The following is a 26,357-nucleotide window of genomic DNA, read 5'->3' as shown; positions in this document are numbered from 1 at the left end:
GGTCTGCGTCACTGTTGCCCGCGTTCTGTTCCGGACGAACGGGCCTTTCCCACTCGCCCACCCGCCTGATCGCCCCGCGGCAACGCCCATGTCGGATTCTCGCCAGCCATCCCCACCCGGTGTGGACGATCCTTGAGGCATGTCCACCGACCCGCACGCCGCGGCCGCCACCACGCCGCCCCTCTCGATGCATACCGACGCCGAGCGCTGCGTACGTGCCGTGCAGTCGAAAGATGCCCGGTTCGACGGGTGGTTCTACACCGCGGTCCTGACCACCCGCATCTACTGCCGCCCCAGCTGCCCCGTCGTCCCCCCGAAGCCCGAGAACATGCGCTTCTACCCGAGCGCGGCTGCCTGCCAGCAGGAAGGGTTCCGGGCCTGCAAACGATGCCGTCCGGACAGCAGCCCGGGCTCGCCCGAGTGGAATCAGCGCGCTGACCTCGTGGCCCGCGCGATGCGCCTCATCGCGGACGGCGTGGTGGACCGCGACGGAGTCCCCGGCCTCGCCACCCGCCTCGGCTACAGCACCCGCCAGGTGGAACGGCAGCTCCTCGCGGAACTCGGCGCGGGACCCCTCGCCCTGGCCAGGGCCCAGCGCGCCCAGACCGCCCGTCTGCTCATCGAGACGACCACGCTGCCCATGGCGGAGATCGCCTTCGCCGCGGGTTTCTCCTCGATCCGCACCTTCAACGACACCGTCCGCGAGGTCTTCGCCCTGGCCCCCGGCGAGCTGCGGGAGCGCGCCCCGCGGAGCAGGAGGAACGCGGCGGCTTCCGCCACGCCCGGCGTCCTCTCGCTCCGCCTCCCCTTCCGCGCCCCGCTCAACCCCGACAACCTCTTCGGCCACCTCATCGCCACCGCCGTACCGGGAGTCGAGGAGTGGCGCGACGGCGCCTACCGCCGCACGCTCCGGCTCCCTTACGGCCACGGAGTCGTCGCCCTCGCCCCCGCCCCGGACCACATCGCCTGCCGCCTCAGCCTCACCGACATGCGCGACCTCACGATCGCCATCAGCCGGTGCCGCAGGATGCTCGATCTGGACGCGGACCCGGTCGCGGTGGACGGTCAGCTGAGCGCCGACCCGCTGCTCGCACCCCTCGTGGCCAAGGCGCCAGGCCGTCGCGTGCCGCGCACCGTCGACGAGGCGGAGTTCGCCGTACGCGCGGTGCTCGGCCAGCAGGTCTCCACGGCTGCGGCCCGCACCCATGCCGCACGCCTGGTCGCCGCGCACGGTGAGCCGATCGACGACCCCGATGGCGATCTCACCCACCTCTTCCCGGCACCGCAAGCCCTCGCCGCGCTCGACCCGGAGGCACTCGCCCTGCCGCGCAGCCGCCGCGCCACCCTGACCACGCTCGTACGCCACCTCGCCGACGGATCACTCCGCCTCGGTGTGGAGAGCGGTTGGGAGGAGGCCCGCGCGCGGCTCACCGAACTGCCCGGTTTCGGCCCCTGGACGGTGGACGTCATCGCGATGCGGGCACTCGGCGACCCCGACGCCTTCCTCCCCACCGACCTCGGGATCCGCCGCGCGGCACAGGAACTCGGGCTCCCGCACACCCCGGCGGCGCTGACCGCGCGGGCCGCGGCCTGGCGCCCCTGGCGGGCGTACGCGGTCCAGTACCTGTGGGCGACCGACGGCCATCCCATCAACAGCATCCCGGCAAACAACAGCATCCCGGCATAAGAGAGCCACAGAGACAGAGGACAGAGGACCCATGCACCGCCAACACACCCTCATCGACAGCCCGTACGGCCCCCTGACCCTCGTGGCCACCGACGGCACCCTCAGCGGCCTCTACATGACGGAGCAGCGTCACCGGCCACCCGAGGAGACGTTCGGCGACCGCGACGCCGGGCCGTTCGGGGAGACGACCAGCCAGCTGGAGGCCTACTTCACGGGCGGGTTGACGGAGTTCGACCTGCCGATGCGCCTCGACGGCACACCGTTCCAGCGCACCGTCTGGCGGCAGCTCCAGCTGATCCCGTACGGCGAGACCCGTACGTACGGCGAGCTCGCGGCCGCCCTCGGCAAGCCCAACGCCTCGCGCGCCGTCGGCCTGGCCAACGGCAAGAATCCGATCGGGGTCATCGTGCCCTGCCACCGGGTGATCGGCGCGGGCGGCTCCCTGACCGGCTACGGCGGCGGGCTCGACCGCAAGCAGCGGCTGCTGGCCTTCGAGGGAGCGACCGGGGGGAGCGAGGACGCCCTCTTCTGACGCGCTCCTTTGACCTTGTGACGCCTTCTTCTGAGGCGCTCCTCCGAAGGCTCGGCACGGTCAGCCGACGCGTACCCCGTTCTCCAGCTCCGCCGCCCCCGTCCCCGCGTCAAGAGCCGCGAGCCCGGCCCGCACCCGCAGCCCCAGCTCACCCGGCAGGAACTCCGCGAGGTCCTCGCGGGCCACGAGGCGCCAGGAGAGCAGTTCGTCCTCCTGGAGCCGGATCGACTTCAGCTGGTCGTCGCGGAGCACCCCGCCGTCGTACAGGTAGGCGACCAGCGGAGGCCGCTCCGTACCCGGCACCCAGTCCACCGCGAGCAGGGCGCCAAGCTCGACGTCCAGGCCGATCTCCTCGGCGGTCTCGCGGCGTGCCCCCTGCCGCGGTGTCTCGCCTTCGTCGGACTCGATGGTGCCGCCGGGCAGGGCCCACCCCTCGCGGTAGTTCGGCTCGACGAGCAGCACACGCCCCTGGGAGTCCCGGAAGAGCGCGGCGGCCCCGGCGATGATGCGCGGGAGGCCCGCGATGTACGTGGCGTAATCCTGAGTGGTCACCTGGAAAGGGTAGACGTGAGCGGAGAGGGTGCGAGGGAGCAAAGGGGCGAGGGAGAGGGGGAGGGGGAGGAGGGAGGGGAGAGGGGCCGTGCTAGGCCTCGGCCAACTCGACCGTTCTTGCCGCGAGTTCGCTGATCCTCGCGCCGTCGAAACCGAACACCGCACTGCGCACCCGGTCTTCGAGAGGATCCCGCCACTGCGCGGGGATCGCCTTGGCCCCGCAAAGGACCCCCGCGACGGACCCGGCGGTCGCGCCGTTCGAGTCGGTGTCGAGGCCGCCGCGCACCGTCAGGGTGATGGTGCGGGTGAAGTCGCCGTCACCGTAGAGGAGCCCTGCGGTCAGGACGGCCGAGTTCGGCACCGCGTGGATCCAGCCGAGTCCGGAGGTCTCCTCCTCGGTGGTGGCAAGCGTCTCCTCCCAGCTGAGCCCGGCCTCGTGCAGCGTGACGACCCGGCGCACCGTACGCGCGAGCCGGCAGCTCGACGGGATCACCCCGAACGCCGCTTCGAGCGCGCCGCGCGGCGTGGCCACCGTGAACGCGGCAGCGACGAGCGCCGCCGCCCACATCGACCCGTACACGCCGTTGCCGGTGTGCGAGAGCACGGCGTCGCGGCGGGCGAGGGAGGCGGCGCGGCGCGGGGCACCGGGGTTCGTCCAGCCGAAGATGTCGGCACGGATGAGGGCGCCTATCCACTCCTGGCAGGAGTTCTCGTACGTTGCGGTGAGAGGCGGCTTGAGACCGTTCGCCAGATTCCGGTACGCGGCGCGCTCCGCGGTGAACGTCTGCAGATAGGGAAGGCGGAGCAGCCACAGCTCGCCGACCTGTTCGGTGCTGAACGCGAACCCGTGCGTCTCCAGGAGGTGCAGTCCGAGGATCGCGTAGTCGACGTCGTCGTCACGGCAACTGCCGTGCACTCCGCCGCGCACACACTGTTTCCACTCGGGTCGCAGCTGGAACTCCTCCACCCAGGAGGGCGGTTCGGGCAGATAGTCGGTGAGCGGCAGCGCGTCGGCCTGCCGCAGATAGCGCTCGATGCGCTCACGCGTCCAGTAGTCGCCCCGCTCGATGGGTTTGCCGAGCATGTTGCCCGCGATCCGCCCGATCCAGCCGCCGAGCACGCGGTCGGCGAGTTCCATATGCACTGGGGTCATGCGTCCGGTCTACCGAATTCGGTGCGCCTTGCGCGGTCAACGCCACCGGTTCGGCGCGGATCATGAGACGTTTGTCTGGATTTCGATCGGACGCGCACATTCTTGCCGGATATACATTCTCGGGAGTGCTCATGAAGCGTCGTACGACCGTGCTGGCCGCCGCGGTCCTGGGGGTGCTGGCCGGTGCAGGCCCCGCCCAGGCGGCGGCGTCCGAGCCGCTGATCCGCACCGGGGACATCGACGTGCTTGAGGACGTTCTGGAGCACATCAGCGTGTCCATCGGCGGCGAAGGGCGCACGGTGCACCAGCTGTACGACTCGCGTGGGGCGGGCGGCTCGGACTGAACCTGCCATTGATCGATCATTTCTGGGATCTCAGTGCACCCTTATCCCTCCCTTTAGTGCGATTTAAGGGAGAGATCTGAGGCTCCGAAATGCGGGCGCCCATGGGCAGGTGCCCCTTCCTGCGGTTATGGTCGCAGCGGCGCGACTGCCTTGACGCGAGCAAGGCCCGGAAAGCAAGGGGAATGCAAGGTGGCGGACGCTGCTGGGACGGCGGGGCATGTGCTCATCGCCGCGGACAAGTTCAAGGGATCACTCACGGCCGTGCAGGTCGCGGAGCGGGTGACGGCCGGGCTCCGCCGCGTCGCCCCGCAGGTGGAGGTCGAGGCCCTGCCGGTGGCCGACGGTGGTGACGGCACGGTGGCCGCGGCGGTCGCGGCCGGTTTCGAACGCCGTGAGGTGCGGGTCACGGGACCGCTCGGTGACGAGGTCACCGCCGCGTACGCGCTGCGGGAGGGGACCGCCGTGGTGGAGATGGCGGAGGCGTCGGGCCTCCAGCTGCTGCCCGAGGGCGTCTTCGCCCCGCTCACGTCCACGACGTACGGCTCCGGGGAACTGCTGCGCGCCGCGCTCGACGCGGGTGCGCGCACGATCGTCTTCGGTGTCGGGGGCAGTGCGACGACGGACGGCGGGGCCGGGATGCTGGCCGCGCTCGGTGCGGTGTTCCTTGACGCGGAAGGGGCGCCGGTGGCGCCGGGCGGCGGCCCGCTCGCCTCGCTGGCCACGGCGGACCTGTCCGGGCTCGACGAGCGGTTCGCCTCGGTCGACCTGGTCCTGGCCAGCGACGTGGACAACCCGCTGACCGGACCGAAGGGCGCCCCGGCGGTGTACGGGCCGCAGAAGGGGGCGACCCCGCAGGACGTGGCCGAGCTCGACGCGGCCCTCGCCCACTTCGCGCAGGTGCTCTCCGAGTCGGTGGGCTCCTCCGCCCTGGAGTACGCCGAGTCCCCGGGAGCCGGCGCGGCGGGTGGCATCGGCTATGGCGCTCTCGTCGGGCTCGGCGCGAGTTTCCGCCCCGGGATCGAGGTCATGCTGGACGTCCTCGGCTTCGCACCCGCGCTCGCGCGGGCGTCCCTTGTGATCACGGGGGAGGGCTCGCTCGACGAGCAGACTCTCCACGGCAAGGCTCCCGCGGGGGTTGCGGCGGCGGCGCGGGAGGCGGGCGTCGAGGTCGTCGCGGTCTGCGGACGTCTGGCCCTTCCGGCGGAGGTCCTGGGCAAGGCGGGCATCCGGCGCGCGTACGCACTCACTGACGTGGAGCCGGATGTCGCCCGGTGCATCGCTGAGGCGGGGCCCATCCTGGAGACGGTGGCGGAGGGTATCGCCCGCGACTTTCTGAGCTAGGAACTCTGCTGCGGGTGCGGTGACGCACCTGGGGCCGGTGGGGGTTGGTCGCGCAGTTCCCCGCGCCCCTTACGGGGTCCGGACACCGGCCGGGCTGGATTTTCAGCCCGGCCGTAGTCCGCCTCAGCCCGGCGCGAGCCGATACGCATCGAGGGCCAACGTCATCTCCATCAGATCCCGGGGCCGGGCAAGGGACCGTGAGGTCAGCTGCTCCAGCCGCCGCAGGCGGTTGAAGACCGTGTTCCGGTGGCAGTAGAGCCGCCCCGCCGCCCGCCCCGCGGACCCCTCGCACAGCAGCCACGCGTCCAGCGTCTCGAGCAGCACCGCCCGATCCCCCGGCTCAAGGGCGAGGACCTCCCCGAAGACGTCCGACACAAGGCGCCCCGACAGCTCCGGCTGGCTCACCACCAGAGCTGTCGGCATCCGCTCGTCGAGCCGTACGATCCCGGTCGCGTCCGGGGGACACGTGCGCAGGGCCAGTTCGGCGAGACGCCGCGCGTGGCCCAGTTCGGAGAGTCCCGCCACCACAGGGCTGATGCCGCCGGGGCCGGGGCACCGCCCGTCAAGCGCGGCGGCCAGCTCGGCCAGGCCGTCCTCCGCCCCGAGCGCCACCACCCCCACCTCCCGGTCCGTCCGCATCCGCCAGACGAAGCGGAACCCGGCCCGCTGGATCTGCCGGTGGAACGCGGCTCGTCCGTCCCGCCGCTCGGCGCGCAGCACCACCACCGCGTACGGGCCGCGCTCCGGCAGATCGAGCCCCGCGGCCACCTGCGCGGCGAGCCCGGGTCCTGACTGGCCCTCAAGGAGCGCGTCGAGCAGCGCCTGCAACTGCTCGTCGGTGCGCCGCCGCAGCTCCATCTCCGTCGCCCGGTACGCGTCGGACGCGGACTGGGCCTGCGCGTCGACCGCCGACCACACCATCGTCGCCGACCGCATCAGGACCGCCAGCTTCTCCGGCGCCTGCCCCTCGGTGCCTTCGAGCAGTGAGTCCCAGACCAGATAGCCCGCGTTGCGGTACGAGTGCACCACCAGGTCGAGCGGCAGGCCCTGCTGCGCCCGGCGCCGACCGGCCTCCTCCGCGTACTCCAGATCGCGACGCGGTGACGCGCGCGGCGCCGAGATGGTCTCGATGCCGATCCGCATCGCTTCTTCCGCCTCCCGCCACTGCTGGTCGTGCGGAAGGACCCGCGCGTACACCGGCGAGTGCTCGAAGAGCTGCCGCAGATGTTCGTCCACCAGCTCGGGGACGCGGGGGAGCAGTGCCACGCACGCCTCCTCGAGCACCTTCCAGTCCTGGCCCGTCCGAGGTCTGCGTCCGCTCATGGAACCTCCATCGCCGCCGCCCGCCATGACTCCGTGCTGCGGAGGATGCCATCGCTCGACCGCCCTGGCAGGCCCCTGACACGCGGTGTTGTGCCCGTGCACAACAGGCGGCCGGTCCCGCTGGTCACCCGCAGCGATTCGGACACAGGCCGTGGACGGGGCGGGCGCGGCGGTGCTGGGGTGAGCGCCACGTGCAGGGCCGTGCGGCACGAGCGGCCGGGCGTCATGAGCAGGGCAAGCGGAGGACAAGGGGGTCCAGGTGGGTGGTTCCGGACTGGTCGTACAGGACGCGTCGGTCGGATACGGGCCGGTGCGCGCACTGCGCCAGGTGTCGCTGGAAGTGCCGGACGGCGCCGTCGTCGCCGTGCTCGGCGGCAACGGCGCGGGCAAGTCGACGCTCCTGCGCGCCATTTCACGCACCCTCGGCTTTCACCGGGGGGCGCTCACCACCGGCTCCATCCACTTCGGCGGGCGGCGCATCGACGGACTGCACGCCGACCGGGTGGTCGCCGCCGGAGTCTCCCAAGTACCGGAAGGAAGAAGGGTGTTCGCCCGGATGACCGTCGCCGACAACCTGCGGGCGGGCGCGCTCGGCTCAGCGGGAAGCCGGGGCGCGAAGGCCCGAGCCCTGGACCGCGTCCATGAACTGTTCCCCGTGCTCGCCGAGCGCGCGGGCCAGCGGGCCGGGCTCCTCTCGGGCGGCGAGCAGCAGATGCTCGCGGTGGCCAGGGCGCTGATGGCCTCGCCGAAGCTGCTGCTCCTCGACGAACCGTCGCTGGGACTCGCCCCGTTGATGGCGGCACGCATCGCCGACACCATCGAGGAGATCAACACCCAGGGCACCGCGGTCCTCCTCGTCGAGCAGAACGCCGCACTCGCGCTGCGCCTCGCCTCACGGGCGTACGTCCTCGACGTGGGCGAAGTGGCTCTCGCCGGACCGGCGGACGAGCTGTCCGCCTCCGACGAAGTGCGCCGCCGCTACCTCGGTGTGGTCGACGAGACCGCCGCCGCCGACGCCTCGCGCGGCGTCGGCGCGCTGCCGGTGCTGCGGCGCTGGGCGGGCCGACGATGACGACGAACGAGGACCAAGGAGCGCAGGAGGCGGGCGTACCCGATCCGGAGGCAATGGACGTACCCGCCCTGGAGGTGCGGGACTTGACCGTCCGTTTCGCGGGCCTCACCGCGCTCGACGCCGTCAGCTTCACCGTCAGGCCCGGCACCGTGCACGCCGTCATCGGACCCAACGGCGCGGGCAAGTCCACCTGCTTCAACGTCCTGTCCGGCGTGTACCGCGCCACCAGCGGCAGCGTCCGCCTCGGCGAGCACGAGCTGACGACGATGCCCGCGCACCGCATCGCCGGCCTGGGCGTCGCGCGCATCTTCCAGAACCTCGCCCTGCCGCCGCGCGTGACGGTCGCCGACAGCCTGATGCTCGGACGCCACCGGCTGACCCGCACGGGATTCGTCGCCGCGGGGCTCCGCCTCCCGTCGGCCGCGCGCGAGGAGCGACGGCACCGCGAACGGGTGTGTGAGATAGCGGAGTTCGTCGGCATCGAACATCAACTCCACACCCCGGCGGGTGCCTTGCCGTACGGGCAGCAGAAGCTCGCCGAGCTGGCCCGCGCCCTGTGCATGGAGCCCCGGCTGCTCCTGCTCGACGAACCCGTCGCGGGCATGACCGCGGACGAGCGGCAGCGCACGGCGGCCGTCATCGCGGGTGTGCGCGACAGCCTCGGAATCTCGATCGTCCTGGTGGAACACGACATGGGGGTGGTGATGCGGCTCGCGGACGCGGTGACCGTACTGGACTTCGGCCGGCGCATAGCGGACGGCGCACCGGCGGCCGTACAGAACGACCCGGCGGTCGTGCGGGCCTACCTGGGAGAGGAGGCCACCTCATGAACACCTTCGTCGAGCTGCTGCTCAACGGTCTCTCGATGGGCTCCGTCTACGCCCTCATCGCCCTCGGTTTCGTCGTCATCTTCCGGGCCACCGAAGTCGTGAACTTCGCGCACGCCTCGCTGCTCCTGGCGGGCGGCTACATCACCGCGTCCCTGCACGACGACATCGGCTTCTGGGCGGCGCTGCTCGTCGGCATCGCGGGGGCCGCAGTCGTCGGCGCCGCCATCGAGTTCCTGGTCATGCGGCGCTATCGGGGCTCCGACCACAGCGTCCTGGCCATCGTCACCATCGGCGTCGACATCCTGCTCACCACCGAACTCACCCGCCGTCTCGGCACCGATGTGCTCTCCCTCGGCGACCCCTGGGGCGACTCGGTACTCACCGTCGGCTCTGTCTCCATCGCGTACACGCGGATCGCCGCGTTCGTAGCCGCCGCGCTCCTCATCTCCGTCTTCCTGCTCGCCTTCCGCTACACCTCCTGGGGCGTGGCGATGCGGGCCGCCGCGGAGAGCCCGGAGACCGCCGCCCTGATGGGCGTGCGCCTGGGCCGGGTCTCCCTCGGCGCCTGGGCGGTCGCGGGGGGACTCGCCGCCGTGGCCGCCCTCTTCCTTACGGTCTTCCCGACCCCGGGGCTCGAACGGGCCACCTCCCTGGCCGCACTGAAGGCGTTCCCCGCAGCCATTCTCGGCGGCCTCGACTCCACCACGGGCGCGCTCGTCGGGGGACTCGTCGTCGGGGTCACCGAGTCCCTCGCCACCGGCTACCAGAGTGAACTCACTTTCCTGGGGCGCGGGTTGGGCGACCTCGCGCCCTACCTCGTGATGACCGCCATCCTCCTTGCCCGGCCCGCCGGACTCTTCGGCACGAAGGAGCTCACCCGTGTCTGAAGTCCTGGCCCGTGGAAGGGAGTTGCGCTCCCGAAGCCGTACGAGGCTGACGCGCCCGCGGATGTACGTATGGATCGCGGGAGCCGTGCTCCTGCTCGCCCTGCCCTTCTACCTCGACCGGTTCTGGCTCCAGGCGGGCCTGTTCGCCATGGCGGCCGCGATCGGCGCGATCGGCCTCAACCTCCTCACCGGCGCGACAGGGCAGCTCTCCATGGGGCACGCCTTCTTCCTCGCGATCGGCGCGTACGGATACTGCGTCTTCGCGGGGGACGGTGATGGCGGCCTGACCGGGCTCGGGCTTCCCACCTGGCTCGCCGGCGCCCTGGCCGTCGGCGTCGCGGGGGTCGCGGGCGGGCTCTTCAGCCCCATCGCGGGACGCCTGCAGGGCGCGTATCTCGGCATCGCGACGCTCGCCCTCATCTTCATCGGGCAGCACGTGCTCTTCAACGCCCATGACCTGACCGGCGGATCCAACGGACGCGACGTACCGCCCCTGAGTGTCTTCGGCATCACCTTCGACGACAGTGAACTCGTCGTCGCCGCCGTGCCGTTCGGGGCGTCGGAGAAGCTCTGGTACGCGGGGCTCGTCCTGCTCGCCGGCTGCGGCCTCTTCGCCCGTGGCGTGCTGCGCGGGCGGCCGGGGCGCGCGATGAACGCCATCCGCGACCACCGCGTCGCCGCGGGCGTCATCGGGGTGCCCGTCGCCCGCTACCGTGCGGGCGTCTTCGTCCTGTCGTCGATGTACGCGGGCCTGGCAGGGGTCCTCCTTGCCCTCGTCTTCCAGCGCACCGTGCCGGACTACTTCGGCATCACGCTGTCCCTCGAATACCTCGCCATGATCGTCATCGGCGGCCTCGGCTCGGTGGCGGGCGCGGTGGCCGGTGCGGCCGTCGTGTCCCTGTTGCCGCAGCTCCTGACCCGGTACAGCGACGCGCTGCCCCTGGTCTCGGCCCCCGGGACCGGCGGGATCACACCGGGTGAGGCATCCCGGTATCTGTACGGCGCCGCCGTCGTAGCGGTGGTGCTGTTCCTGCCCGGCGGCCTGGCCAGCATCGCCGCCCGGCGCTCCAGGCCGGCGTCCGGCCCAACCCCAGGGGAGGAACAATGAGTTCACGCACATTGAGAAGGACCACGAGACGGACCACGAGAAGGACCACCGCGACGGCAACGGCGCTCGCGGCACTGCTCGCGGTGGCGGGCTGCAGCTCCAAGGCGAACGACGACAAGGGCGACAAGGAGGGCGCGGGCGGGGTCAAGACCGGCGTCGGCGTCTCCGCCGACACGATCACACTCGGCGTGCTCACCGACATGACCGGTGTCTACGCGACCCTGGGCAAGAGCGTCACCCAGGCACAGCAGCTGTACGTCAAGCAGACCAACGCCGACGGCGGCATCTGCGGCCGCAAGCTGAAGCTGACCGTCCGCGACCACGGCTACGACCCCCAGAAGGCGATCGCCGCGTACACGGAGCTGGAGCCCGACGTCCTCGGCTTCGCCCAGTTCATCGGCTCCCCGTTCGTCGCCGCGGTCGAGCAGCGGGTCGAGTCCAACAAGGGACTCGTCCTGCCGCAGGCCTGGTCGGCGAACCTGCTCGGCAGCTCGTACGTCCGGGTCGTCGGCTCGACGTACGACCTGGAGACGATCAACGCGATCGACTTCCTGATGAAGGAGAAGGGCCTCAAGAAGGGCGACAAGCTCGGCCATGTCTACTTCGAGGGCGACTACGGCGAGAACGCGCTGAAGGGCTCGAAGTACATGGCGGAGAAGTCGGGGCTCACCGTCGTGGAACAGAAGATCAAGGCGACCGACAACGACATGACGGCGCAGGTAGCGGCCCTCAAGAAGGCCGGGGTGAAGGCCGTGGTGATCAGTGCGGGCCCGCGGCAGGCGGCCTCGCTCGTGGGTGTCGCGGCGGCGGGCAGGTTCGACGTCCCGGTCATCGGCAACAACTCGGCGTTCGCCCCCCAGCTCCTGGGGACGCAGGCGGGACCTGCCCTCGCGAAGAACTACTACGTGGCCTCGCCGACCCTTCCGATCGGCGCGGACACCCCCGTCGCCAAGAAGCTGGTCGCCGACTACGAGAAGGCGTACCCCAAGGACTCCCTGGACAACGGCGTGACGGCGGGATGGACCGCGGCGTCCGTCTTCGGCGAGGCCCTGAAGAAGGCGTGCGAGAGCAAGGACCTCACCCGTCAGGGCGTCGACAAGGCGCTCCTGACCATCGACTCCTACGACACGGGCTTCGGCGTCTCCCAGGACTTCACCGACCCCAAGGCGCCCTCCTCGAAGGAGAGCGTGATCCTGCGCCCCGACAAGGGCGTGACGGGCGGCATGAAGGTGGTCGAGGAGCCGTTCACGGCGTCGGCGGCCGAGGGGTTTAGCCCGTCCGGCGTTTGAGGACGAGCCCGAAGGGCGACAGACGGCACGCAAAAGGGGGCCCGAACCATCTTGGTTCGGGCCCCCTTAAAACCGTTCAAGCGCCGCTACGGCAGCTGTGCCGCCCGCGCCTCGCGCCGGTTGCCCCGGAAGTTGTTCACCCGTCGGGCCGTGGCGAACAGCGGGATCACCGCGCCGAGCACCAGCTGCAGCGCGCAGCCCGTCTGCAGCAGCAGCTGTCCGCCCGGAGCCTCGAAGGCCCAGGCCGCGAGCAGACCCATCGCCGCGACGATCCACGCGAGCATCGCCACCGCGAGCGGACCCCTCGGCTTGGGGTACTCGACCCGGCTCACCATGAGCCACGCCGTACCGATGATCGCGAGGAGCGTCGCCACGAAGGGCAGCTCAAGGAGAACGATCGAGACGACCGTGAGAGCACCGAAGGGCGAGGGCATGCCCTGGAAGGTGCCGTCCTTCACGGTCACGCAACTGAACCGCGCAAGCCTCAGCACCACCGCCAGAAGCACCACGATCGCTCCCACCGCGGCGACTCTCTGGTGCGCGTCGTCGGCGACCATGCCGTAGACGAGCACGAAGTACGCGGGGGCCAGACCGAAGCTGATCAGGTCCGACAGGTTGTCGAGTTCCGCGCCCATCGGCGAGGAGCGCAGCTTGCGCGCCACGAGTCCGTCGAAGAGGTCGAAGACGGCCGCGCAGAGCATCAGGATCACGGCGGTCGCGGCGGAGTGCCGCGCCATGCCGCTTTCGTTGCTGCCTTGCAGGTGCGGGATGAGGATGCCGGTGGTGGTGAAGTACACCGCCATGAACCCGCACGTGGCGTTACCGAGCGTGAGGGTGTCCGCTATCGAGAGGCGGAGTGAGAGAGGCATCTCCTCGTCGGCCTCGTCCTCGGCCGCCTCGGGCACCCAGCCCGCTTGTGTCTCAGGATCAACCACGGTCAATTCGAGTCACCCCAGCCACGGTCTTCTGACCGACCTCGACATCCACGTCGACACCCTCGGGGAGGTAGATGTCCACGCGGGAGCCGAAGCGGATCAGGCCGATCCGTTCGCCTTGCTCCACCTTCGTGCCCTGCGGCACGTAAGGAACGATGCGTCGCGCCACCGCGCCCGCGATCTGGATCATCTCGATGTCACCGAGCTCGGTGTCGAAGTGCCAGACAACGCGCTCGTTGTTCTCGCTCTCCTTGTTGAACGCCGGGACGAACCCGCCGGGGATGTGCTCCACGGACGTCACCGTGCCCGCCAGGGGCGCGCGGTTGACGTGGACGTTCAGCGGGCTCATGAAGATCGCGACGCGTGTGCGTCCGTCCTTCCACGGCATGATGCTCTGCACCACACCGTCGGCCGGCGAGATGACCCGGCCCTGGGCGATGTCGCGCTCGGGGTCGCGGAAGAACCACAGCATGCCCGCCGCCAGAGCGGTGGCAGGCACGGCCACGGCCGCGGCGCCCTTGGAACGGCGCGCACGGACGAGGCTGAGCGCCGCGGTGGCGACAGTCGGCAGGAGCCACGGCGATGCTCCGCGCGCAAGGCGTACGCCAGCGAGGCTGTCGCGTGGTGCAGAGGTTTGGCTGTGGGGCATGGATGACCTTCGTAGCGGATGATGCCGCGCACTAACGGGGGACGGCGGCTTTTTCCGGATGGTATCGGTTGCGAGCCACAACTGGGCAAGCCAGGAAGTGGAGTCGACGGCCGAAGAGTGCTGACAGGGTGTGACGTTCTTCTCGGTTAAATCACCCCAAATCGGGCATCTAGCCCTGGAGTCGATACTCTTCGAGCAGTCGGCGCCCAATGATCATCTTCTGGATCTCGGCGGTACCTTCGCCGATCAACAGCATCGGAGCTTCACGGTACAGGCGCTCGATCTCGTACTCCTTCGAGAAGCCGTAACCGCCATGAATCCGGAACGCGTCCTCTACGACTTCTTTGCAGTATTCAGACGCCAGGTACTTCGCCATCCCCGCTTCGAGGTCGTTTCGTTCCCCGGAGTCCTTTTTGCGTGCGGCATTCACCATCATCGCATGGGCGGCCTCGACCTTGGTAGCCATCTCGGCGAGCTTGAACTGAATCGCCTGATGCTGGGCGATCGCCTTGCCGAAAGTGTGCCGTTGCTGGGCATATGAGACACCGAGCTCAAATGCACGCTGCGCGACTCCGCAGCCACGCGCCGCGACATTTACACGACCGACCTCGACGCCGTCCATCATTTGGTAAAAACCGCGTCCGGTTTCCCCGCCGAGCACGCGATTGGCCGGAATTCGTAGCCCGTCCATGATGAGTTCGGTCGTGTCGACGCCCTTGTAACCCATCTTGTCGATCTTGCCGGGGATGGTGAGCCCGGGGCGGACCTCTCCGAAACCGGGCTCCTTCTCCACGAGGAAGGTCGTCATCGACTTGTGGCGCGCCGTGCCCTCGGGGTGTCCTTCATCACTCCGGCAGAGAACGGCCACCAGCGTGGACGTGCCGCCGTTGGTGAGCCACATCTTCTGACCGTTGAGGACGTACTCGTCGCCGTCCCTGACGCCCTTGGACGTGATCGCCGACACGTCCGAGCCGAGCGCGGGCTCCGACATGGAGAACGCGCCGCGCACCTCGCCGGCCGCCATGCGCGGCAGGAAGGTGTCCTTCTGCTCCTGCGTCCCGTGCTGCTTGAGCATGTAGGCGACGATGAAGTGGGTGTTGATGATGCCGGAGACCGACATCCAGCCACGCGCTATCTCCTCGACGCACAGCGCGTACGTGAGCAGCGACTCGCCCAGACCGCCGTACTCCTCCGGGATCATGAGCCCGAAGAGGCCCAACTCCTTGAGGCCGTCGACGATCTGCTGGGGGTACTCGTCACGGTGTTCGAGCTCCGTCGCGACCGGAATGATCTCCTTGTCGACGAACTCCCGGACGGTGGACAGGATCTCTCGCTGGACGTCCGTCAATCCCGCGGTCTGGGCGAGTCGGCTCATGGCTACTTCTCCTGCGTCTTCTTGGGAGTGTCCAGGAGCTCCGGGCGGCCGGGCTGCTCGCCGCCGCGCTCCTTGATGTACGTCTCGGTGGGGACCATCACCTTGCGGCGGAACACGCAGACCAGCGTGCCGTCCTGCTTGTAGCCCTTGGTCTCCACGTAGACGATCCCGCGGTCCGACTTGGACTTCGACGGAGTCTTGTCCAGGACCGTGGTCTCGCCGTAGACCGTGTCGCCGTGGAAGGTCGGCGCCACGTGCTTGAGCGACTCCACCTCCAGGTTGGCGATCGCCTTGCCCGAGACATCCGGCACGGACATGCCCAGAAGCAGCGAGTAGATGTAGTTGCCCACGACGACGTTCTTCCCGAAGTCCGTCGTCTTCTCCGCATAGTTGCTGTCCATGTGGAGGGGGTGGTGGTTCATCGTCAGGAGGCAGAAGAGATGGTCGTCGTACTCGGTGACCGTCTTTCCGGGCCAGTGCTTGTAGACGTCCCCGACGGTGAACTCTTCGTAGGTGCGGCCGAACTGCATGTCAGGCCTCCGGGATCTCGAACTTGGAGGTGCGGGTCATGCCCGCGGCGCGCCCCTTGCCCGAGATGACGAGGGCCATCTTGCGGCTCGCCTCGTCGATCATCTCGTCGCCGAGCATCGCGGAGCCCTTCTTGCCGCCCGCCTCGGAGGTGCAGTAGTCGTACGCGTCCAGGATCAGCTCGGCGTGGTCGTAGTCCTCCTGGGAGGGCGAGAAGACCTCGTTGGCGGCCTCGACCTGGCCGGGGTGCAGGACCCACTTGCCGTCGAAGCCGAGCGCGGCGGCGCGGTTCGCGACCTCGCGGTAGCCGTCGACGTTCTTGATCTGGAGGTAGGGGCCGTCGATCGCCTGGAGGTTGTTGGCGCGCGCCGCCATCAGGATCTTCATCAGGATGAAGTGGTAGGCGTCCGCCGGGTAGCCGGGCGGCTGCTCGCCGACGACCAGGGACTTCATGTTGATGGAGGCCATGAAGTCGGCCGGGCCGAAGATGATCGTCTCGACGCGCGGGGAAGCCTGCGCGATCGCGTTGACGTTGTTGAGGCCCTGCGCGTTCTCGATCTGCGCCTCGATGCCGATCTTGCCGACCTCGAAGCCCATCGTCTTCTCGATCTGGGTGAGCAGGAAGTCGAGCGCGACGACCTGGTCCGCGCTCTGCACCTTCGGCAGCATGATGCAGTCGAGGTTCTGGCCCGCGCCCTCGACGACCGTGACGACGTCGCGGTACGTCCACTCGGTCGTCCAGTCGTTGACACGCACCACCCGCGTCTTGCCCGTCCAGTCGCCCTCGTTGAGGAACGTGACGATGGTGTGCCGGGCCTCCGGCTTGGCGAGCGGTGCGCAGGCGTCCTCCAGGTCGAGGAAGACCTGGTCGGCGGGGAGGCCCTGGGCCTTCTCCAGGAAGCGCGGGTTCGAACCCGGGACCGCCAGACACGAACGGCGGGGGCGAAGGCGGTTGATGGGCGCGGTCATGCGGGGACCTCCAGAGGGTCGAGCTTGTTCGCTTTCCGGATCTCGTCGACGATACGGCCGATGATCTCCGTGATGCCGAAGTCCTTGGGCGTGAACACGGCGGCCACGCCCGCCGCCTTCAGGTCCTCGGCGTCGCTGTTGGGGATGATGCCGCCCGCGATGACGGGGATGTCGGGCGCACCCGCCTCGCGCAGGCGCACGAGCACGTCCGGCACGAGCTGCGCGTGGGAGCCGGAGAGGATCGAGAGGCCCACGGCGTGGACGTCCTCGGCGAGCGCGGCGTCCACGATCTGCTCGGGCGTGAGCCTGATGCCCTGGTAGACCACCTCGAAACCGGCGTCGCGGGCGCGCACCGCGATCTGCTCGGCCCCGTTGGAGTGCCCGTCGAGGCCCGGCTTGCCGACCAAGAAGCGGAGCTTGCCCGTGCCGAGGTCGGCGGCGGTCTTGGCCACCTTGTCGCGGACGAGGGCGAGTGGGGTGCCCGCCTCCGCGGTGACGGTCACCGGGGCGCTGGAGACGCCTGTGGGCGCCCGGAACTCCCCGAAGACCTCCCGCAGGGCCCCGGACCACTCTCCGGTCGTCACACCGGCGCGTGCGCACTCCAGGGTGGCTTCCATGAGGTTGCCCGTGCCCGCGGCGACCTCCTTCAGCTTCGCCAGGGCCTTGCAGGGGCGCGGGTGGTTGAACGGCGGCTGGTAGCGGGTGTCGCGCCAGCGCCCCAGGGCGGTCACGACGCGGTTCTCGACCGCCGGGTCGACCGTCATGATCGCGGTGTCCAGGTCGGCGGTGAGCGGGTTCGGCTCGGTCGACTCGTAGGCGTTGACGCCGACGATCTTCTCCTCGCCCGACTCGATGCGGGCCCTGCGCTCGGCGTGCGAGGAGACCAGCTGCGACTTCAGGTAGCCGGACTCGACGGCGGCCATCGCGCCGCCCATCTGCTCGATGCGGTCGATCTCCGCGAGCGACTCCTCGACGAGGGAGTCCACCTTGGCCTCGATGACGTGCGAGCCGTCGAAGATGTCCTCGTACTCCAGGAGATCGCTCTCCAGGGCGAGCACCTGCTGGATGCGCAGCGACCACTGCTGGTCCCACGGCCTGGGCAGGCCGAGCGCCTCGTTCCAGGCGGGCAGCTGCACGGCACGCGCGCGTGCGTCCTTGGAGAGCGTGACGGCCAGCATCTCCAGGACGATGCGCTGGACGTTGTTCTCGGGCTGCGCCTCGGTCAGACCCAGGGAGTTGACCTGCACGCCGTAGCGGAACCGACGCTGCTTCGGGTCGGTGATGCCGTACCGCTCGCGCGTGATCCGGTCCCAGATGCGGCCGAACGCCCGCATCTTGCACATCTCCTCGACGAAGCGGACGCCGGCGTTCACGAAGAAGGAGATACGGGCGACGACGTCACCGAACTTCTCCTGGGGCACCTGCCCGGAGTCGCGCACGGCGTCGAGGACGGCGACGGCGGTGGACATCGCGTACGCGATCTCCTGCACCGGAGTGGCCCCGGCCTCCTGCAGGTGGTAGCTGCAGATGTTGATGGGGTTCCACTTGGGGATGTTCGCCACCGTGTACGTGATCATGTCGGTGGTGAGGCGGAGGGAGGGCACCGGCGGGAAGACGTGCGTCCCGCGCGAGAGGTACTCCTTGACGATGTCGTTCTGCGTCGTCCCCTGGAGCTGCGTGATGTCCACGCCCTGCTCCTCCGCGACCACCTGATAGAGCGCCAGGAGCCACATGGCCGTGGCGTTGATCGTCATCGAGGTGTTCATCTGCTCCAGGGGGATGTCCTGGAACAGGCGCCGCATGTCGCCGACGTGCGAGACGGGGACGCCGACCCGGCCGACCTCGCCGCGGGCGAGGATGTGGTCCGGGTCGTAGCCGGTCTGCGTGGGCAGGTCGAACGCGACCGAGAGGCCCGTCTGCCCCTTGGCGAGGTTGCGCCGGTACAGCTCGTTGGACGCCTCGGCCGTGGAGTGTCCTGCGTACGTCCGCATGAGCCACGGCCGGTCCTTCTGACGCTCTGTCATGTGCGAACCCTCGACCCTCAGACGTTACGGAAGCGGTTGATCGCGTCGACGTGCTCGGCCCGCTTCTGCGGGTCGCGCACGCCAAGGCCTTCGCGCGGCGCGAGCGCGAGGACGCCGACCTTGCCCTGGTGGAGGTTGCGGTGCACGTCGTAGGCGGCCTGGCCGGTGTCTTCGAGGGAGTAGACGCGGGACAGGGTGGGGTGGATCTTGCCCTTGGCGATGAGGCGGTTGGCCTCCCACGCCTCGCGGTAGTTGGCGAAGTGCGAGCCCACGATCTTCTTCAGGGACATCCACAGGTAGCGGTTGTCGTACTCGTGGTTGTAGCCCGATGTCGATGCGCAGGTGACGATCGTGCCACCCTTGCGCGTGACGTACACCGAGGCGCCGAAGGTCTCGCGGCCCGGGTGCTCGAAGACGATGTCCACGTCCTCGCCCCCGGTCAGCTCACGGATGCGCTTGCCGAAGCGCTTCCACTCCTTGGGGTCCTGGGTGTGCTCGTCCTTCCAGAACTTGTAGCCCTCGGCGTTGCGGTCGATGATCGCGTCGGCGCCCATCGCACGGCAGATGTCCGCCTTCTGCTCGTTGGAGACGACACAGATGGGGTTGGCTCCGCCGGCCAGGGCGAACTGGGTGGCGTACGAGCCGAGGCCGCCGCTCGCGCCCCAGATCAGGACGTTGTCGCCCTGCTTCATCCCGGCGCCGTTGCGCGACACCAGCTGGCGGTACGCGGTGGAGTTCACCAGGCCGGGCGATGCGGCCTCCTCCCAGCTCAGGTGGTCCGGCTTGGGCATGAGCTGGTTGGACTTGACCAGGGCGATCTCGGCGAGGCCGCCGAAGTTCGTCTCGAAGCCCCAGATGCGCTGCTCGGGGTCGAGCATCGTGTCGTTGTGGCCGTCCGAGGACTCAAGCTCGACGCTCAGACAGTGCGCGACGACCTCGTCGCCCGGGTGCCAGGCGTTCACGCCGGGGCCTGTGCGCAGCACGACCCCCGCCAGGTCGGAGCCGATGACGTGGTAGGGCAGGTCGTGGCGCTTGGTGAGCTCGCTCAGGCGGCCGTAGCGCTCCAGGAAGCTGAAGGTGGAGACCGGCTCGAAGATCGAGGTCCACACGGAGTTGTAGTTCACCGAGGAGGCCATGACGGCCACCAGGGCCTCGCCAGGGCCGAGTTCGGGAACCGGCACGTCGTCCAGGTGCAGCGACTTGCGGGGGTCCTTGTCGCGGGTCTCGAGCCCGGCGAACATCTCCGCCTCGTCCTTGTGCACGGTGATCGCGCGGTACGAGTCGGGGAGGGGAAGAGCGGCGAAGTCGGCGGGTGTGGATTCCGGCGACTGGATCGCGTCCAGGATTTCCTTCACGGTGATGCCTCCGGCGAAGTTCGTGCCCCCTTTGAGGGGACCACGCTCTTGAGGGTTACGTCGGGTGCTGCTGGTGCTTGTGAGGGGATGCCGTCGGTTCGGCGAAGGGTGTGGCTCGGCAGCGCTTGGTGTGGCGCGGGAGGTTGCCTGTGACGCAGGCGTCCGGGCACACGAGCCGTGGCTTGTGGGGACAGCCGGCGTACGGAAGTTCTCTGCACGCCGGCCGCCCGGACAACATCAACGTATGACACCGCGTGCCAGCGGGCAAGACACTGAGTGCCATCAATTTTTGACCGATGATCGATCAGTGCAGGTCAGAGGGTATGACGGCATGACAGAGGGGGCGCTACCGGTTGGTAGCGCCCCCTCTAATGTCAAGGATAAAAGGGCCGAAAATGGGACCTTTCGAAGGTCTGGATCTATGAATCCCGCTCCCGCAGCGCCTTCTCGATCATCCGCATGATCTCGTCGAGCGGTGCGTCCGTCCGTGCCACGGTGACCAGCACATCGCCCCCGGTGCTCACCGACGCCGCCGGAGTGGTGGTGGTGTCACGCCCCGCCCCGATGCCCGAACCGAACGTCCTGCGGACGATGGCGAAGGCATGGTCCAGTTGGGTCTCCACGTCGCCCTGGCCGCCCGCCCGCAGCCACCGCCGAAGCACGTGGTTGTGCGCCGTCACCACCGCCGACGCCGCCACCTCCGCGAGGAGCGGGTCGTCGTTGCCGTCGTGGTGGGCCTGCTCGTCGAAGTGGCCGAGGAGATAGCGCGTGAAGAGCCGCTCGTAACGGGCCACCGAGGCGATCTCGCGCTCACGCAGCGTCGGCACCTCGCGCGTCAGGCGGTACCGCTCCACGGACACCGCGGGCGACGCCGCGTACATCTTCATGACTTCCTTGATGCCCCGGCACACCGTATCGAGCGGGTGCTCGTGCGGCGGTGCCGCGTTGAGCACCGACTCGGCCCGGGTCAAGGTGTCGTCGTGGTCCGGGAAGATCGCCTCTTCCTTGGAGCGGAAGTGCCGGAAGAAGGTCCGGCGGGCGACCCCTGCCTGTGCGGCGATCTCGTCGACCGTCGTCGCCTCGTACCCCTTGGACGCGAAGAGCTCCATCGCCGCCGCCGCCAGCTCCCGGCGCATCTTGAGCCGTTGGGCGGCGGCGCGGCTGCCGGCCGCGCTCTCGGGGGCGTCGGGCGTAGCGGGCGTACGTGAGGACTTGGCGGCCTTGGGCATGACCCGAACGTACTGCATGTGCGCAGCCGATTGCTCCTGCGGGACGGGGCCGCCCGGCGGTCCGAGCAGCCCGCCCCAGTCCGTGCGCGGTCCTGTCCCAGGCGCGCCCCCGTCCGGTTCCGGCCTAGCGCCGGGCATATTCGCGGAAGCCGCGGCCGGTCTTGCGGCCGAGGCAGCCCGCGGCCACCAGGTGTTCGAGCAGGGGAGCGGGGGCCAGGCCCGGGTCGCGGAACTCGCGGTGCAGGACCTTCTCGATGGCGAGCGAGACATCCAGGCCGACGACGTCCAGGAGCTCGAAGGGGCCCATGGGGTAGCCGCCGCCGAGCTTCATCGCGGCGTCGATGTCGTCGAGCGTCGCGTAGTGCTCCTGGACCATCTTGATCGCGTTGTTGAGGTAGGGGAACAGGAGCGCGTTCACGATGAAGCCCGCGCGGTCGCCGCAGTCCACCGGGTGCTTCTTGACGGTCGCGCAGACCTGGCGGACCGTCGCGTGCACGTCGTCGTCCGTGAGGACCGTGCGGACCACCTCGACCAGCTTCATCGCCGGTGCCGGGTTGAAGAAGTGCATGCCGATCACGTCGCCGGGGCGCGAGGTGGCGCGGGCACAGGCGACGACCGGCAGCGACGAGGTGGTGGTCGCCAGGATCGCGCCCGGCTTGCACACCTTGTCGAACGCCGCGAACAGCTGCCGCTTGATCTCCAGGTCCTCGGCGACCGCCTCAAGCGCCAGATCGACGTCGGCGAACGCGTCGTACGTACCCGCCGGAGTGATCCGGTCCAGGGTCTTGGCCGCGGTCTCCGCCGTCATCCGCCCCTTGTCGACAGAGCGCGAAAGCGACTTGCCGATACGGGACTTGGCCTTCTGCGCCTTCTCCTCGCCGCGCGCGGCGAGCACCACGTCGTAACCGGCCTTGGCGAAGACCTCGGCGATGCCGGACGCCATGGTCCCGGATCCTGCGACACCGACCGAGCGGATGGTGCGCCCGCCGGTGCGCCCCCCGTCCTGCGACGGGGTCAGCGCGTCGGGCACGACGACCGGACTGCCCGGCTCCGCGTACGAGTAGAACCCGCGCCCCGCCTTGCGGCCGGTCAGGCCCGCCTCGCTGAGCTGCTTGAGGATCGGGGCGGGCGCGTGCAGACGGTCGTGCGACTCGGAGTACATCGCGTCAAGGACGGTGCGGGCGGTGTCGACGCCGATCAGATCGAGCAGGGTGAGGGGGCCCATCGGCAGGCCGCAGCCCAGCTTCATCGCGGCGTCGATGTCCTCGCGGGACGCGTACTTCGCCTCGTACATCGCCGCGGCCTGGTTGAGGTAGCCGAAGAGCAGGCCGTCGGCGACGAACCCGGGCCGGTCGCCGACCGCGACGGGCTCCTTGCCGAGCGCGTACGCGAGGTCGGTGACGGAGGCGACGGCCGCGGGCGCGGTCAGCACGGACGAGACCACCTCGACCAGCTTCATCGCCGGTGCCGGGTTGAAGAAGTGCAGGCCAAGGACCCGCTCGGGGCGCGCCGACTCGGCGGCGAGACGGGTCACGGACAGCGCGTTCGTGCCGGTCGCGATGATCGTCTCGGGGCGCACGACGCCGTCGAGCTCGCGGATGAGCTGCTGCTTGATCTCGTACGACTCCGGGGCGACCTCGATCACCAGATCGGCGTCGGCCGCGGCCTGAAGGCCGGTGAAGGTGCGGATGCGGGCGAGCGCGTCACGCCGCTCGTCCTCGGTGAGCTGCTCCCGGCGCACGGCACGCGCGGTCGACGACTCGATGGCGGCCACCGCCTGGGCGCCCGCGGCCTCGCTGATGTCGATGCCGACGACCTCGCGTCCGGCGCGGGCCAGGACCTCGGCGATGCCGATGCCCATCGTGCCGAGACCTATCACGGCGACGGTGTTCAAGGGAGTGTCCATGCGTGGACTCCAGGAAGTGAGTGACGACTGAGGGGCGCACGCGGAGCGCGACAACGGCGGCGCGGCGTACGGAAGATGAGCTGCTGCGTGTCGTGACCGGGCGGCGAAGCGCGCACGCCCGTGAGGAGTCGACCGGCTCTGTCCCGAAGCCGCGTCGTACTGGATGGAGCTAGGTACTCGGAGTACCGAACCGACAGACACATGCACTCACGACGGCTGCGTCACCAGGCCGCCATGAGGAGGAAACTGCTTAACGGGGAGTGTGCCCCGCTCACATGAGACTAACCGGCGGGTAACGAGCGCGCCAGTCCTCAGGGTTTGTGATCTGCATCGCGGATAGGCTCCCGTCATGGACGTGGAGTTGCGCACGGTGACGGAACGCTTACGCCGCGAGGCGGGGGTCTCGGAGAGTTACGAGAGGCTGGTCGCGACCGGCGATGTGGAGGAACTCGCGGAGGCGCTCGTCGGGGCGGGCCAGCCGTTGTGGGCGCGGGAACTGGCGGCGGTCCGGCTCGGGGCCGCCGGTGACCGCAGGGCCTTCGAGTCCTTGGTGCTGCTCCTCAATCACCGGGATCCCTCTCGGTGCGCGGCCGCCGCGTACGCCCTGGCCAGGCTGGGTGACCCGCGTACGGCCAGGGCGGCAGCGGCCCTGGCCACCAATGAGCTGCGCATCGCCTACGCCTTGTACCCGGTGCGTCTGCTGACCGAGCTGCGTGCGCCCGAGTCGGCGCCCGCCCTCATCACCACGCTGGGGCGCAGGCTCGCCCCGGCCGATCCGTACGGGAAGATCGCGCTGGCGTGCGTCGAGGGTCTGGGGGCGCTCGGGGACCCGCGGGCCCGGCCCGTCCTGACGCAGGCGTGCGGCTTTCCGCGGCTCGCGGCGGCGGCGTCCGCGGCTCTGGCGCGTCTGCCGGGCTAGCGGGGCCGGGCGGGGGTCACAGGACGGCGTACGCCTCGATCTCCATCATGAACTGCGGCGAGACGAGCCCGGCGACCTGTACGGCGGAGGCCGCCGGGAGCCGCGCCGGGTCCATGTGGACGTCCCGTGCGGCCCGGATCGCCGGCATGTGCGCCATGTCCGTGACGTAGTACGTCAGTTTCACGATGTCGCCGAAGCCGCCGCCCGCGGCCAGCAGGCAGCGCCGCAGATTGTCGAAGACCTGCCGCGCCTGGGCGGCCGGATCGCCTTCTCCGACCAACTCCCCGTCCTGGTCGAGGGGGAGCTGCCCGGATATCGCGACGAAACGTCCGGTGCCCATGACGACGTGCGTGTACGCGGTGGCGGGGAAGACGCCGTCGGGGGCGTTGATGTGGGTGAGTCGGCTCATGGGGCCATCCTGAATCATGGTCGGGGGAAGTCGGGGAAAGGGGGCGTGCCGCGGTCGGCGCGGTCCGTCGGAGCATGAGGGGAGCATCTCGTCAGAGCAGGGTGAGCTGGGTGCCGCCGGTTGAGGCGGGTGCGGTCTCGGGTTCCTGAGGTGCGCGGATGCGGCGAGCGGCGTCCGCGCGGGTGGGTCCGATGCCGAACTCCTCGGCCAGCTCGTGCACTTGGCGGGTGATCCGGCGCTGATACCACTTGGGTGCGTAGGCCCCTTCCGCGTACAGCCGCTCGTAGCGCCGTACGAGATACGGGTGGTGCTGCTCCAGCCACGTCATGAACCACTCGCGCGCTCCGGGCCGCAGGTGCAGCACGAGCGGCGTCACGGAGGTGGCCCCGGAGGCGGCGATGGCCCGCACGGTCGCCCGCAGCTGTTCGGGCCTGTCCCCGAGGAACGGGATCACGGGCGCCATGAGCACTCCGCACCCGATCCCGTGATCGGTCAGCGTCCGTACGACGTCCAGGCGCCGCTCCGGAGCGGGCGTGCCCGGCTCGACGGTGCGCCACAGTTCCTGGTCGACGAAGCCGACGGACACGGAGATCCCGACGTCGGTGACGGCGGCGGCCTGGCGCAGCAGATCGAGGTCGCGCAGGATCAGCGTGCCCTTCGTGAGGATGGAGAAGGGGTTCGCGTGATCGCGCAGGGCGGCGATGATTCCCGGCATGAGGCCGTACCGCCCCTCGGCCCGCTGGTAGCAGTCGACGTTCGTGCCCATCGCGATGTGCTCGCCGTGCCAGCGGGGTGAGGCGAGCTGGCGGCGCAGCAGCTCGGGGGCGTTGACCTTGACCACGATCTGGCTGTCGAAGCCGAGCCCCGTGTCGAGGTCCAGATAGCTGTGCGTCTTGCGCGCGAAGCAGTAGACGCACGCGTGTGAGCAGCCTCGATACGGGTTGACCGTCCACTCGAAGGGCATCCGGGACGCCCCCGGCACCCGGTTCACGATCGTTCTGGCCCGGATCTCGTGGAATGTGATTCCAGCGAACTCGGGCGTGTTGAAGGTCCTCGTGGTGACCGCGTCCGCGCCGAACAGCGCGGCATCCGCGGCACCCCGTGACGGGCCGTCGGTGAGGTTCTCCCAGCGCATGACGCCTCCTCGGTAGCACTGACCACAGAATAGAACATACGTTCCCTTGATCGTGCGACCCGATACCTCGATCACCCCGGCGCGACCCCGATGCGATCTAGAGGCGACCCCGATTTGAGGGGCCGGTACGCAGGGTGGTTGGCTTTCCGCGAACCACCCCCGAGTAACCGAGTGCTGGAGGAAGAGCCATGGCGCAGGTCGAGGCGACCACGGAGCGGATCATCGCGGCGCGGCCGGAGGACGTCTTCGACGCACTCGCCGACTACGCGGACACGCGCCCGAAGATCCTGTCGGAGCACTTCAGCGAGTTCGAGGTGCGCGAGGGCGGCGACGGCGACGGGACGCTCGTCCACTGGAAGCTCCAGGCGACCAGCAAGCGGATCCGGGACTGCCTCCTGGAGGTCTCCGAGCCGACCGACGGTCAGCTCGTCGAGAAGGACCGCAACTCCTCCATGGTCACGACCTGGACCGTGACCCCGGCGGGCGAGGGCAAGGCGCGCGTGGTCGTCTCCACCGTGTGGAACGGCGCGGGCGGCATCGGCGGCTTCTTCGAGAAGACCTTCGCCCCCAAGGGGCTCGGCCGGATCTACGACGAGGTGCTCGGCAAGCTCGCCGGTGAGGTCGAGAAGTAGTCCGATGCCCGACCGGTCCGCCTGACCGGTTCTCAACTCCGGTAACCCGTCGGGGTTGTTGTCACGCTCACCGTTTCGAGTGGTTTTCTGTTCGGGCCACTTGTACGCCGTAGGGCTCCCACCGGCACTTACGTCCGCCGGACCCCATATAAGGGCGACTCGTCGCGCTTGCTC

Annotated in this window: 25 protein-coding genes; 11 read left to right on the top strand and 14 right to left on the bottom strand. The window is 69.7% G+C overall.

Annotated elements, in window-relative coordinates; all coding sequences use genetic code 11:
* Positions 1–187: 187 nt before the first annotated feature.
* Positions 188–1,687, top strand: coding sequence for an AlkA N-terminal domain-containing protein (locus ACFVXC_RS03025; protein WP_389901553.1), 1,500 nt, complete (start codon positions 188–190; stop codon positions 1,685–1,687).
* A 31-nt stretch (positions 1,688–1,718) separates the two neighbouring features.
* Positions 1,719–2,219 carry a methylated-DNA--[protein]-cysteine S-methyltransferase gene (locus ACFVXC_RS03020; RefSeq protein WP_389900860.1) on the top strand — a complete coding sequence of 167 codons (501 nt, stop codon included), beginning with the start codon at positions 1,719–1,721 and terminating at the stop codon, positions 2,217–2,219.
* 60 nt (positions 2,220–2,279) lie between these two features.
* On the opposite strand, the gene ACFVXC_RS03015 is transcribed toward ACFVXC_RS03020, so the two are convergent.
* Both ACFVXC_RS03015 and ACFVXC_RS03010 read right to left on the bottom strand, forming a co-directional pair.
* Positions 2,280–2,771, bottom strand: coding sequence for an NUDIX domain-containing protein (locus ACFVXC_RS03015; protein WP_389900859.1), 492 nt, complete (start codon positions 2,769–2,771; stop codon positions 2,280–2,282).
* 91 nt (positions 2,772–2,862) lie between these two features.
* Positions 2,863–3,924, bottom strand: coding sequence for an ADP-ribosylglycohydrolase family protein (locus tag ACFVXC_RS03010; protein ID WP_389900858.1), 1,062 nt, complete (start codon positions 3,922–3,924; stop codon positions 2,863–2,865).
* Positions 3,925–4,055: 131 nt separating this feature from the next.
* On the opposite strand from ACFVXC_RS03010, the gene ACFVXC_RS03005 reads away from it, so the two are divergent.
* The gene (locus ACFVXC_RS03005; protein WP_389900857.1) at positions 4,056–4,268 is read left to right on the top strand and encodes a hypothetical protein; all 213 of its coding nucleotides are present in this window, start codon (positions 4,056–4,058) and stop codon (positions 4,266–4,268) included.
* A 189-nt stretch (positions 4,269–4,457) separates the two neighbouring features.
* Entirely contained in the window at positions 4,458–5,609 is a 1,152-nt protein-coding gene (locus tag ACFVXC_RS03000) for a glycerate kinase (RefSeq protein ID WP_389900856.1), read from the top strand.
* A gap of 123 nt (positions 5,610–5,732) precedes the next feature.
* On the opposite strand, the gene ACFVXC_RS02995 is transcribed toward ACFVXC_RS03000, so the two are convergent.
* Complete coding sequence (locus ACFVXC_RS02995) at positions 5,733–6,932, bottom strand: PucR family transcriptional regulator (RefSeq protein ID WP_389900855.1); 1,200 nt, start codon at positions 6,930–6,932, stop codon at positions 5,733–5,735.
* Between the two features lie 259 nt (positions 6,933–7,191).
* Between ACFVXC_RS02995 and ACFVXC_RS02990 the strand changes: the two genes are divergently transcribed.
* The 5 genes from ACFVXC_RS02990 (at position 7,192) to ACFVXC_RS02970 (ending at position 12,118) form a co-directional block, all read left to right on the top strand.
* Complete coding sequence (locus ACFVXC_RS02990) at positions 7,192–8,004, top strand: ABC transporter ATP-binding protein (RefSeq protein WP_389900853.1); 813 nt, start codon at positions 7,192–7,194, stop codon at positions 8,002–8,004.
* 53 nt (positions 8,005–8,057) lie between these two features.
* Entirely contained in the window at positions 8,058–8,834 is a 777-nt protein-coding gene (locus ACFVXC_RS02985; protein ID WP_389901551.1) for an ABC transporter ATP-binding protein, read from the top strand.
* Positions 8,831–9,721 (top strand): branched-chain amino acid ABC transporter permease, encoded by an 891-nt coding sequence (locus ACFVXC_RS02980; protein WP_389900851.1) that lies wholly within the window; start codon positions 8,831–8,833, stop codon positions 9,719–9,721. The genes ACFVXC_RS02985 and ACFVXC_RS02980 overlap by 4 nt, the downstream gene beginning before the upstream one ends.
* 61 nt (positions 9,722–9,782) lie before the next feature.
* Positions 9,783–10,829, top strand: coding sequence for a branched-chain amino acid ABC transporter permease (locus ACFVXC_RS02975; protein ID WP_389901549.1), 1,047 nt, complete (start codon positions 9,783–9,785; stop codon positions 10,827–10,829).
* Positions 10,826–12,118, top strand: coding sequence for an ABC transporter substrate-binding protein (locus ACFVXC_RS02970; protein ID WP_389900849.1), 1,293 nt, complete (start codon positions 10,826–10,828; stop codon positions 12,116–12,118). Before ACFVXC_RS02975 ends, ACFVXC_RS02970 begins: the two co-directional genes overlap by 4 nt.
* 86 nt (positions 12,119–12,204) lie before the next feature.
* Here the strand turns inward: ACFVXC_RS02970 and pssA are convergent, their stop codons facing one another.
* The 9 genes from pssA to ACFVXC_RS02925 all read right to left on the bottom strand — a co-directional run bounded on the left by pssA (position 12,205) and on the right by ACFVXC_RS02925 (position 23,088).
* Positions 12,205–13,059, bottom strand: a complete 855-nt coding sequence (gene pssA, locus ACFVXC_RS02965; RefSeq protein ID WP_190080876.1) for a CDP-diacylglycerol--serine O-phosphatidyltransferase — start codon at positions 13,057–13,059, stop codon at positions 12,205–12,207.
* Complete coding sequence (locus tag ACFVXC_RS02960; RefSeq protein ID WP_160508247.1) at positions 13,046–13,702, bottom strand: phosphatidylserine decarboxylase; 657 nt, start codon at positions 13,700–13,702, stop codon at positions 13,046–13,048. The genes pssA and ACFVXC_RS02960 overlap by 14 nt, the downstream gene beginning before the upstream one ends.
* Before the next feature lie 169 nt (positions 13,703–13,871).
* Complete coding sequence (locus ACFVXC_RS02955) at positions 13,872–15,077, bottom strand: acyl-CoA dehydrogenase family protein (protein ID WP_389900848.1); 1,206 nt, start codon at positions 15,075–15,077, stop codon at positions 13,872–13,874.
* Between the two features lie 2 nt (positions 15,078–15,079).
* The gene (locus ACFVXC_RS02950; RefSeq protein ID WP_389900846.1) at positions 15,080–15,607 is read right to left on the bottom strand and encodes a MaoC family dehydratase; all 528 of its coding nucleotides are present in this window, start codon (positions 15,605–15,607) and stop codon (positions 15,080–15,082) included.
* Position 15,608: 1 nt separating this feature from the next.
* A complete protein-coding gene (locus ACFVXC_RS02945; RefSeq protein WP_389900844.1) occupies positions 15,609–16,574 on the bottom strand; it encodes an HpcH/HpaI aldolase/citrate lyase family protein in 966 nt (321 codons plus the stop codon).
* Entirely contained in the window at positions 16,571–18,598 is a 2,028-nt protein-coding gene (locus ACFVXC_RS02940) for a methylmalonyl-CoA mutase family protein (protein WP_389900843.1), read from the bottom strand. Before ACFVXC_RS02940 ends, ACFVXC_RS02945 begins: the two co-directional genes overlap by 4 nt.
* Before the next feature lie 17 nt (positions 18,599–18,615).
* Positions 18,616–19,953, bottom strand: coding sequence for a crotonyl-CoA carboxylase/reductase (ccrA, locus tag ACFVXC_RS02935; protein ID WP_389900841.1), 1,338 nt, complete (start codon positions 19,951–19,953; stop codon positions 18,616–18,618).
* Positions 19,954–20,372: 419 nt separating this feature from the next.
* Positions 20,373–21,182 (bottom strand): TetR family transcriptional regulator, encoded by an 810-nt coding sequence (locus ACFVXC_RS02930; RefSeq protein ID WP_389900839.1) that lies wholly within the window; start codon positions 21,180–21,182, stop codon positions 20,373–20,375.
* A gap of 124 nt (positions 21,183–21,306) precedes the next feature.
* Entirely contained in the window at positions 21,307–23,088 is a 1,782-nt protein-coding gene (locus tag ACFVXC_RS02925) for a 3-hydroxyacyl-CoA dehydrogenase family protein (RefSeq protein ID WP_389900838.1), read from the bottom strand.
* Between the two features lie 349 nt (positions 23,089–23,437).
* Here ACFVXC_RS02925 and ACFVXC_RS02920 point away from each other — a divergent pair, with 349 nt between their 5' ends.
* Positions 23,438–24,007: an adenylosuccinate lyase gene (locus ACFVXC_RS02920; RefSeq protein WP_389900836.1), complete on the top strand. Its 570-nt coding sequence runs from the start codon at positions 23,438–23,440 to the stop codon at positions 24,005–24,007.
* Between the two features lie 16 nt (positions 24,008–24,023).
* Here ACFVXC_RS02920 and ACFVXC_RS02915 read toward each other — a convergent pair whose 3' ends face one another.
* Positions 24,024–24,416, bottom strand: a complete 393-nt coding sequence (locus tag ACFVXC_RS02915) for a RidA family protein (RefSeq protein ID WP_389900835.1) — start codon at positions 24,414–24,416, stop codon at positions 24,024–24,026.
* Positions 24,417–24,507: 91 nt separating this feature from the next.
* The gene (locus tag ACFVXC_RS02910; RefSeq protein ID WP_389900833.1) at positions 24,508–25,551 is read right to left on the bottom strand and encodes an Rv2578c family radical SAM protein; all 1,044 of its coding nucleotides are present in this window, start codon (positions 25,549–25,551) and stop codon (positions 24,508–24,510) included.
* Positions 25,552–25,739: 188 nt separating this feature from the next.
* Between ACFVXC_RS02910 and ACFVXC_RS02905 the strand changes: the two genes are divergently transcribed.
* Positions 25,740–26,183: an SRPBCC family protein gene (locus tag ACFVXC_RS02905; RefSeq protein ID WP_389900831.1), complete on the top strand. Its 444-nt coding sequence runs from the start codon at positions 25,740–25,742 to the stop codon at positions 26,181–26,183.
* Positions 26,184–26,357: the final 174 nt, after the last annotated feature.

This window comes from Streptomyces sp. NPDC058257, assembly GCF_042881845.1.
In the GTDB taxonomy this organism is placed as follows: domain Bacteria; phylum Actinomycetota; class Actinomycetes; order Streptomycetales; family Streptomycetaceae; genus Streptomyces.
Note: the sequence above shows the minus strand (reverse complement) of the source record. Positions and strands in the feature narration are given on the sequence as shown.

Coding starts and splice junctions, on each gene's coding strand:
- ACFVXC_RS03025 (WP_389901553.1), top strand. CDS start 188: ATGCATACCGACGCCGAGCGCTGCGTACGTGCCGTGCAGTCGAAAGAT.
- ACFVXC_RS03020 (WP_389900860.1), top strand. CDS start 1,719: ATGCACCGCCAACACACCCTCATCGACAGCCCGTACGGCCCCCTGACC.
- ACFVXC_RS03010 (WP_389900858.1), bottom strand. CDS start 3,924: ATGACCCCAGTGCATATGGAACTCGCCGACCGCGTGCTCGGCGGCTGG.
- ACFVXC_RS03005 (WP_389900857.1), top strand. CDS start 4,056: ATGAAGCGTCGTACGACCGTGCTGGCCGCCGCGGTCCTGGGGGTGCTG.
- ACFVXC_RS02995 (WP_389900855.1), bottom strand. CDS start 6,932: ATGAGCGGACGCAGACCTCGGACGGGCCAGGACTGGAAGGTGCTCGAG.
- ACFVXC_RS02985 (WP_389901551.1), top strand. CDS start 8,058: ATGGACGTACCCGCCCTGGAGGTGCGGGACTTGACCGTCCGTTTCGCG.
- ACFVXC_RS02980 (WP_389900851.1), top strand. CDS start 8,831: ATGAACACCTTCGTCGAGCTGCTGCTCAACGGTCTCTCGATGGGCTCC.
- ACFVXC_RS02975 (WP_389901549.1), top strand. CDS start 9,783: ATGTACGTATGGATCGCGGGAGCCGTGCTCCTGCTCGCCCTGCCCTTC.
- ACFVXC_RS02970 (WP_389900849.1), top strand. CDS start 10,826: ATGAGTTCACGCACATTGAGAAGGACCACGAGACGGACCACGAGAAGG.
- ACFVXC_RS02960 (WP_160508247.1), bottom strand. CDS start 13,702: ATGCCCCACAGCCAAACCTCTGCACCACGCGACAGCCTCGCTGGCGTA.
- ACFVXC_RS02955 (WP_389900848.1), bottom strand. CDS start 15,077: ATGAGCCGACTCGCCCAGACCGCGGGATTGACGGACGTCCAGCGAGAG.
- ACFVXC_RS02950 (WP_389900846.1), bottom strand. CDS start 15,607: ATGCAGTTCGGCCGCACCTACGAAGAGTTCACCGTCGGGGACGTCTAC.
- ACFVXC_RS02945 (WP_389900844.1), bottom strand. CDS start 16,574: ATGACCGCGCCCATCAACCGCCTTCGCCCCCGCCGTTCGTGTCTGGCG.
- ACFVXC_RS02940 (WP_389900843.1), bottom strand. CDS start 18,598: ATGACAGAGCGTCAGAAGGACCGGCCGTGGCTCATGCGGACGTACGCA.
- ACFVXC_RS02930 (WP_389900839.1), bottom strand. CDS start 21,182: ATGCCCAAGGCCGCCAAGTCCTCACGTACGCCCGCTACGCCCGACGCC.
- ACFVXC_RS02925 (WP_389900838.1), bottom strand. CDS start 23,088: ATGGACACTCCCTTGAACACCGTCGCCGTGATAGGTCTCGGCACGATG.
- ACFVXC_RS02920 (WP_389900836.1), top strand. CDS start 23,438: ATGGACGTGGAGTTGCGCACGGTGACGGAACGCTTACGCCGCGAGGCG.
- ACFVXC_RS02915 (WP_389900835.1), bottom strand. CDS start 24,416: ATGAGCCGACTCACCCACATCAACGCCCCCGACGGCGTCTTCCCCGCC.
- ACFVXC_RS02910 (WP_389900833.1), bottom strand. CDS start 25,551: ATGCGCTGGGAGAACCTCACCGACGGCCCGTCACGGGGTGCCGCGGAT.
- ACFVXC_RS02905 (WP_389900831.1), top strand. CDS start 25,740: ATGGCGCAGGTCGAGGCGACCACGGAGCGGATCATCGCGGCGCGGCCG.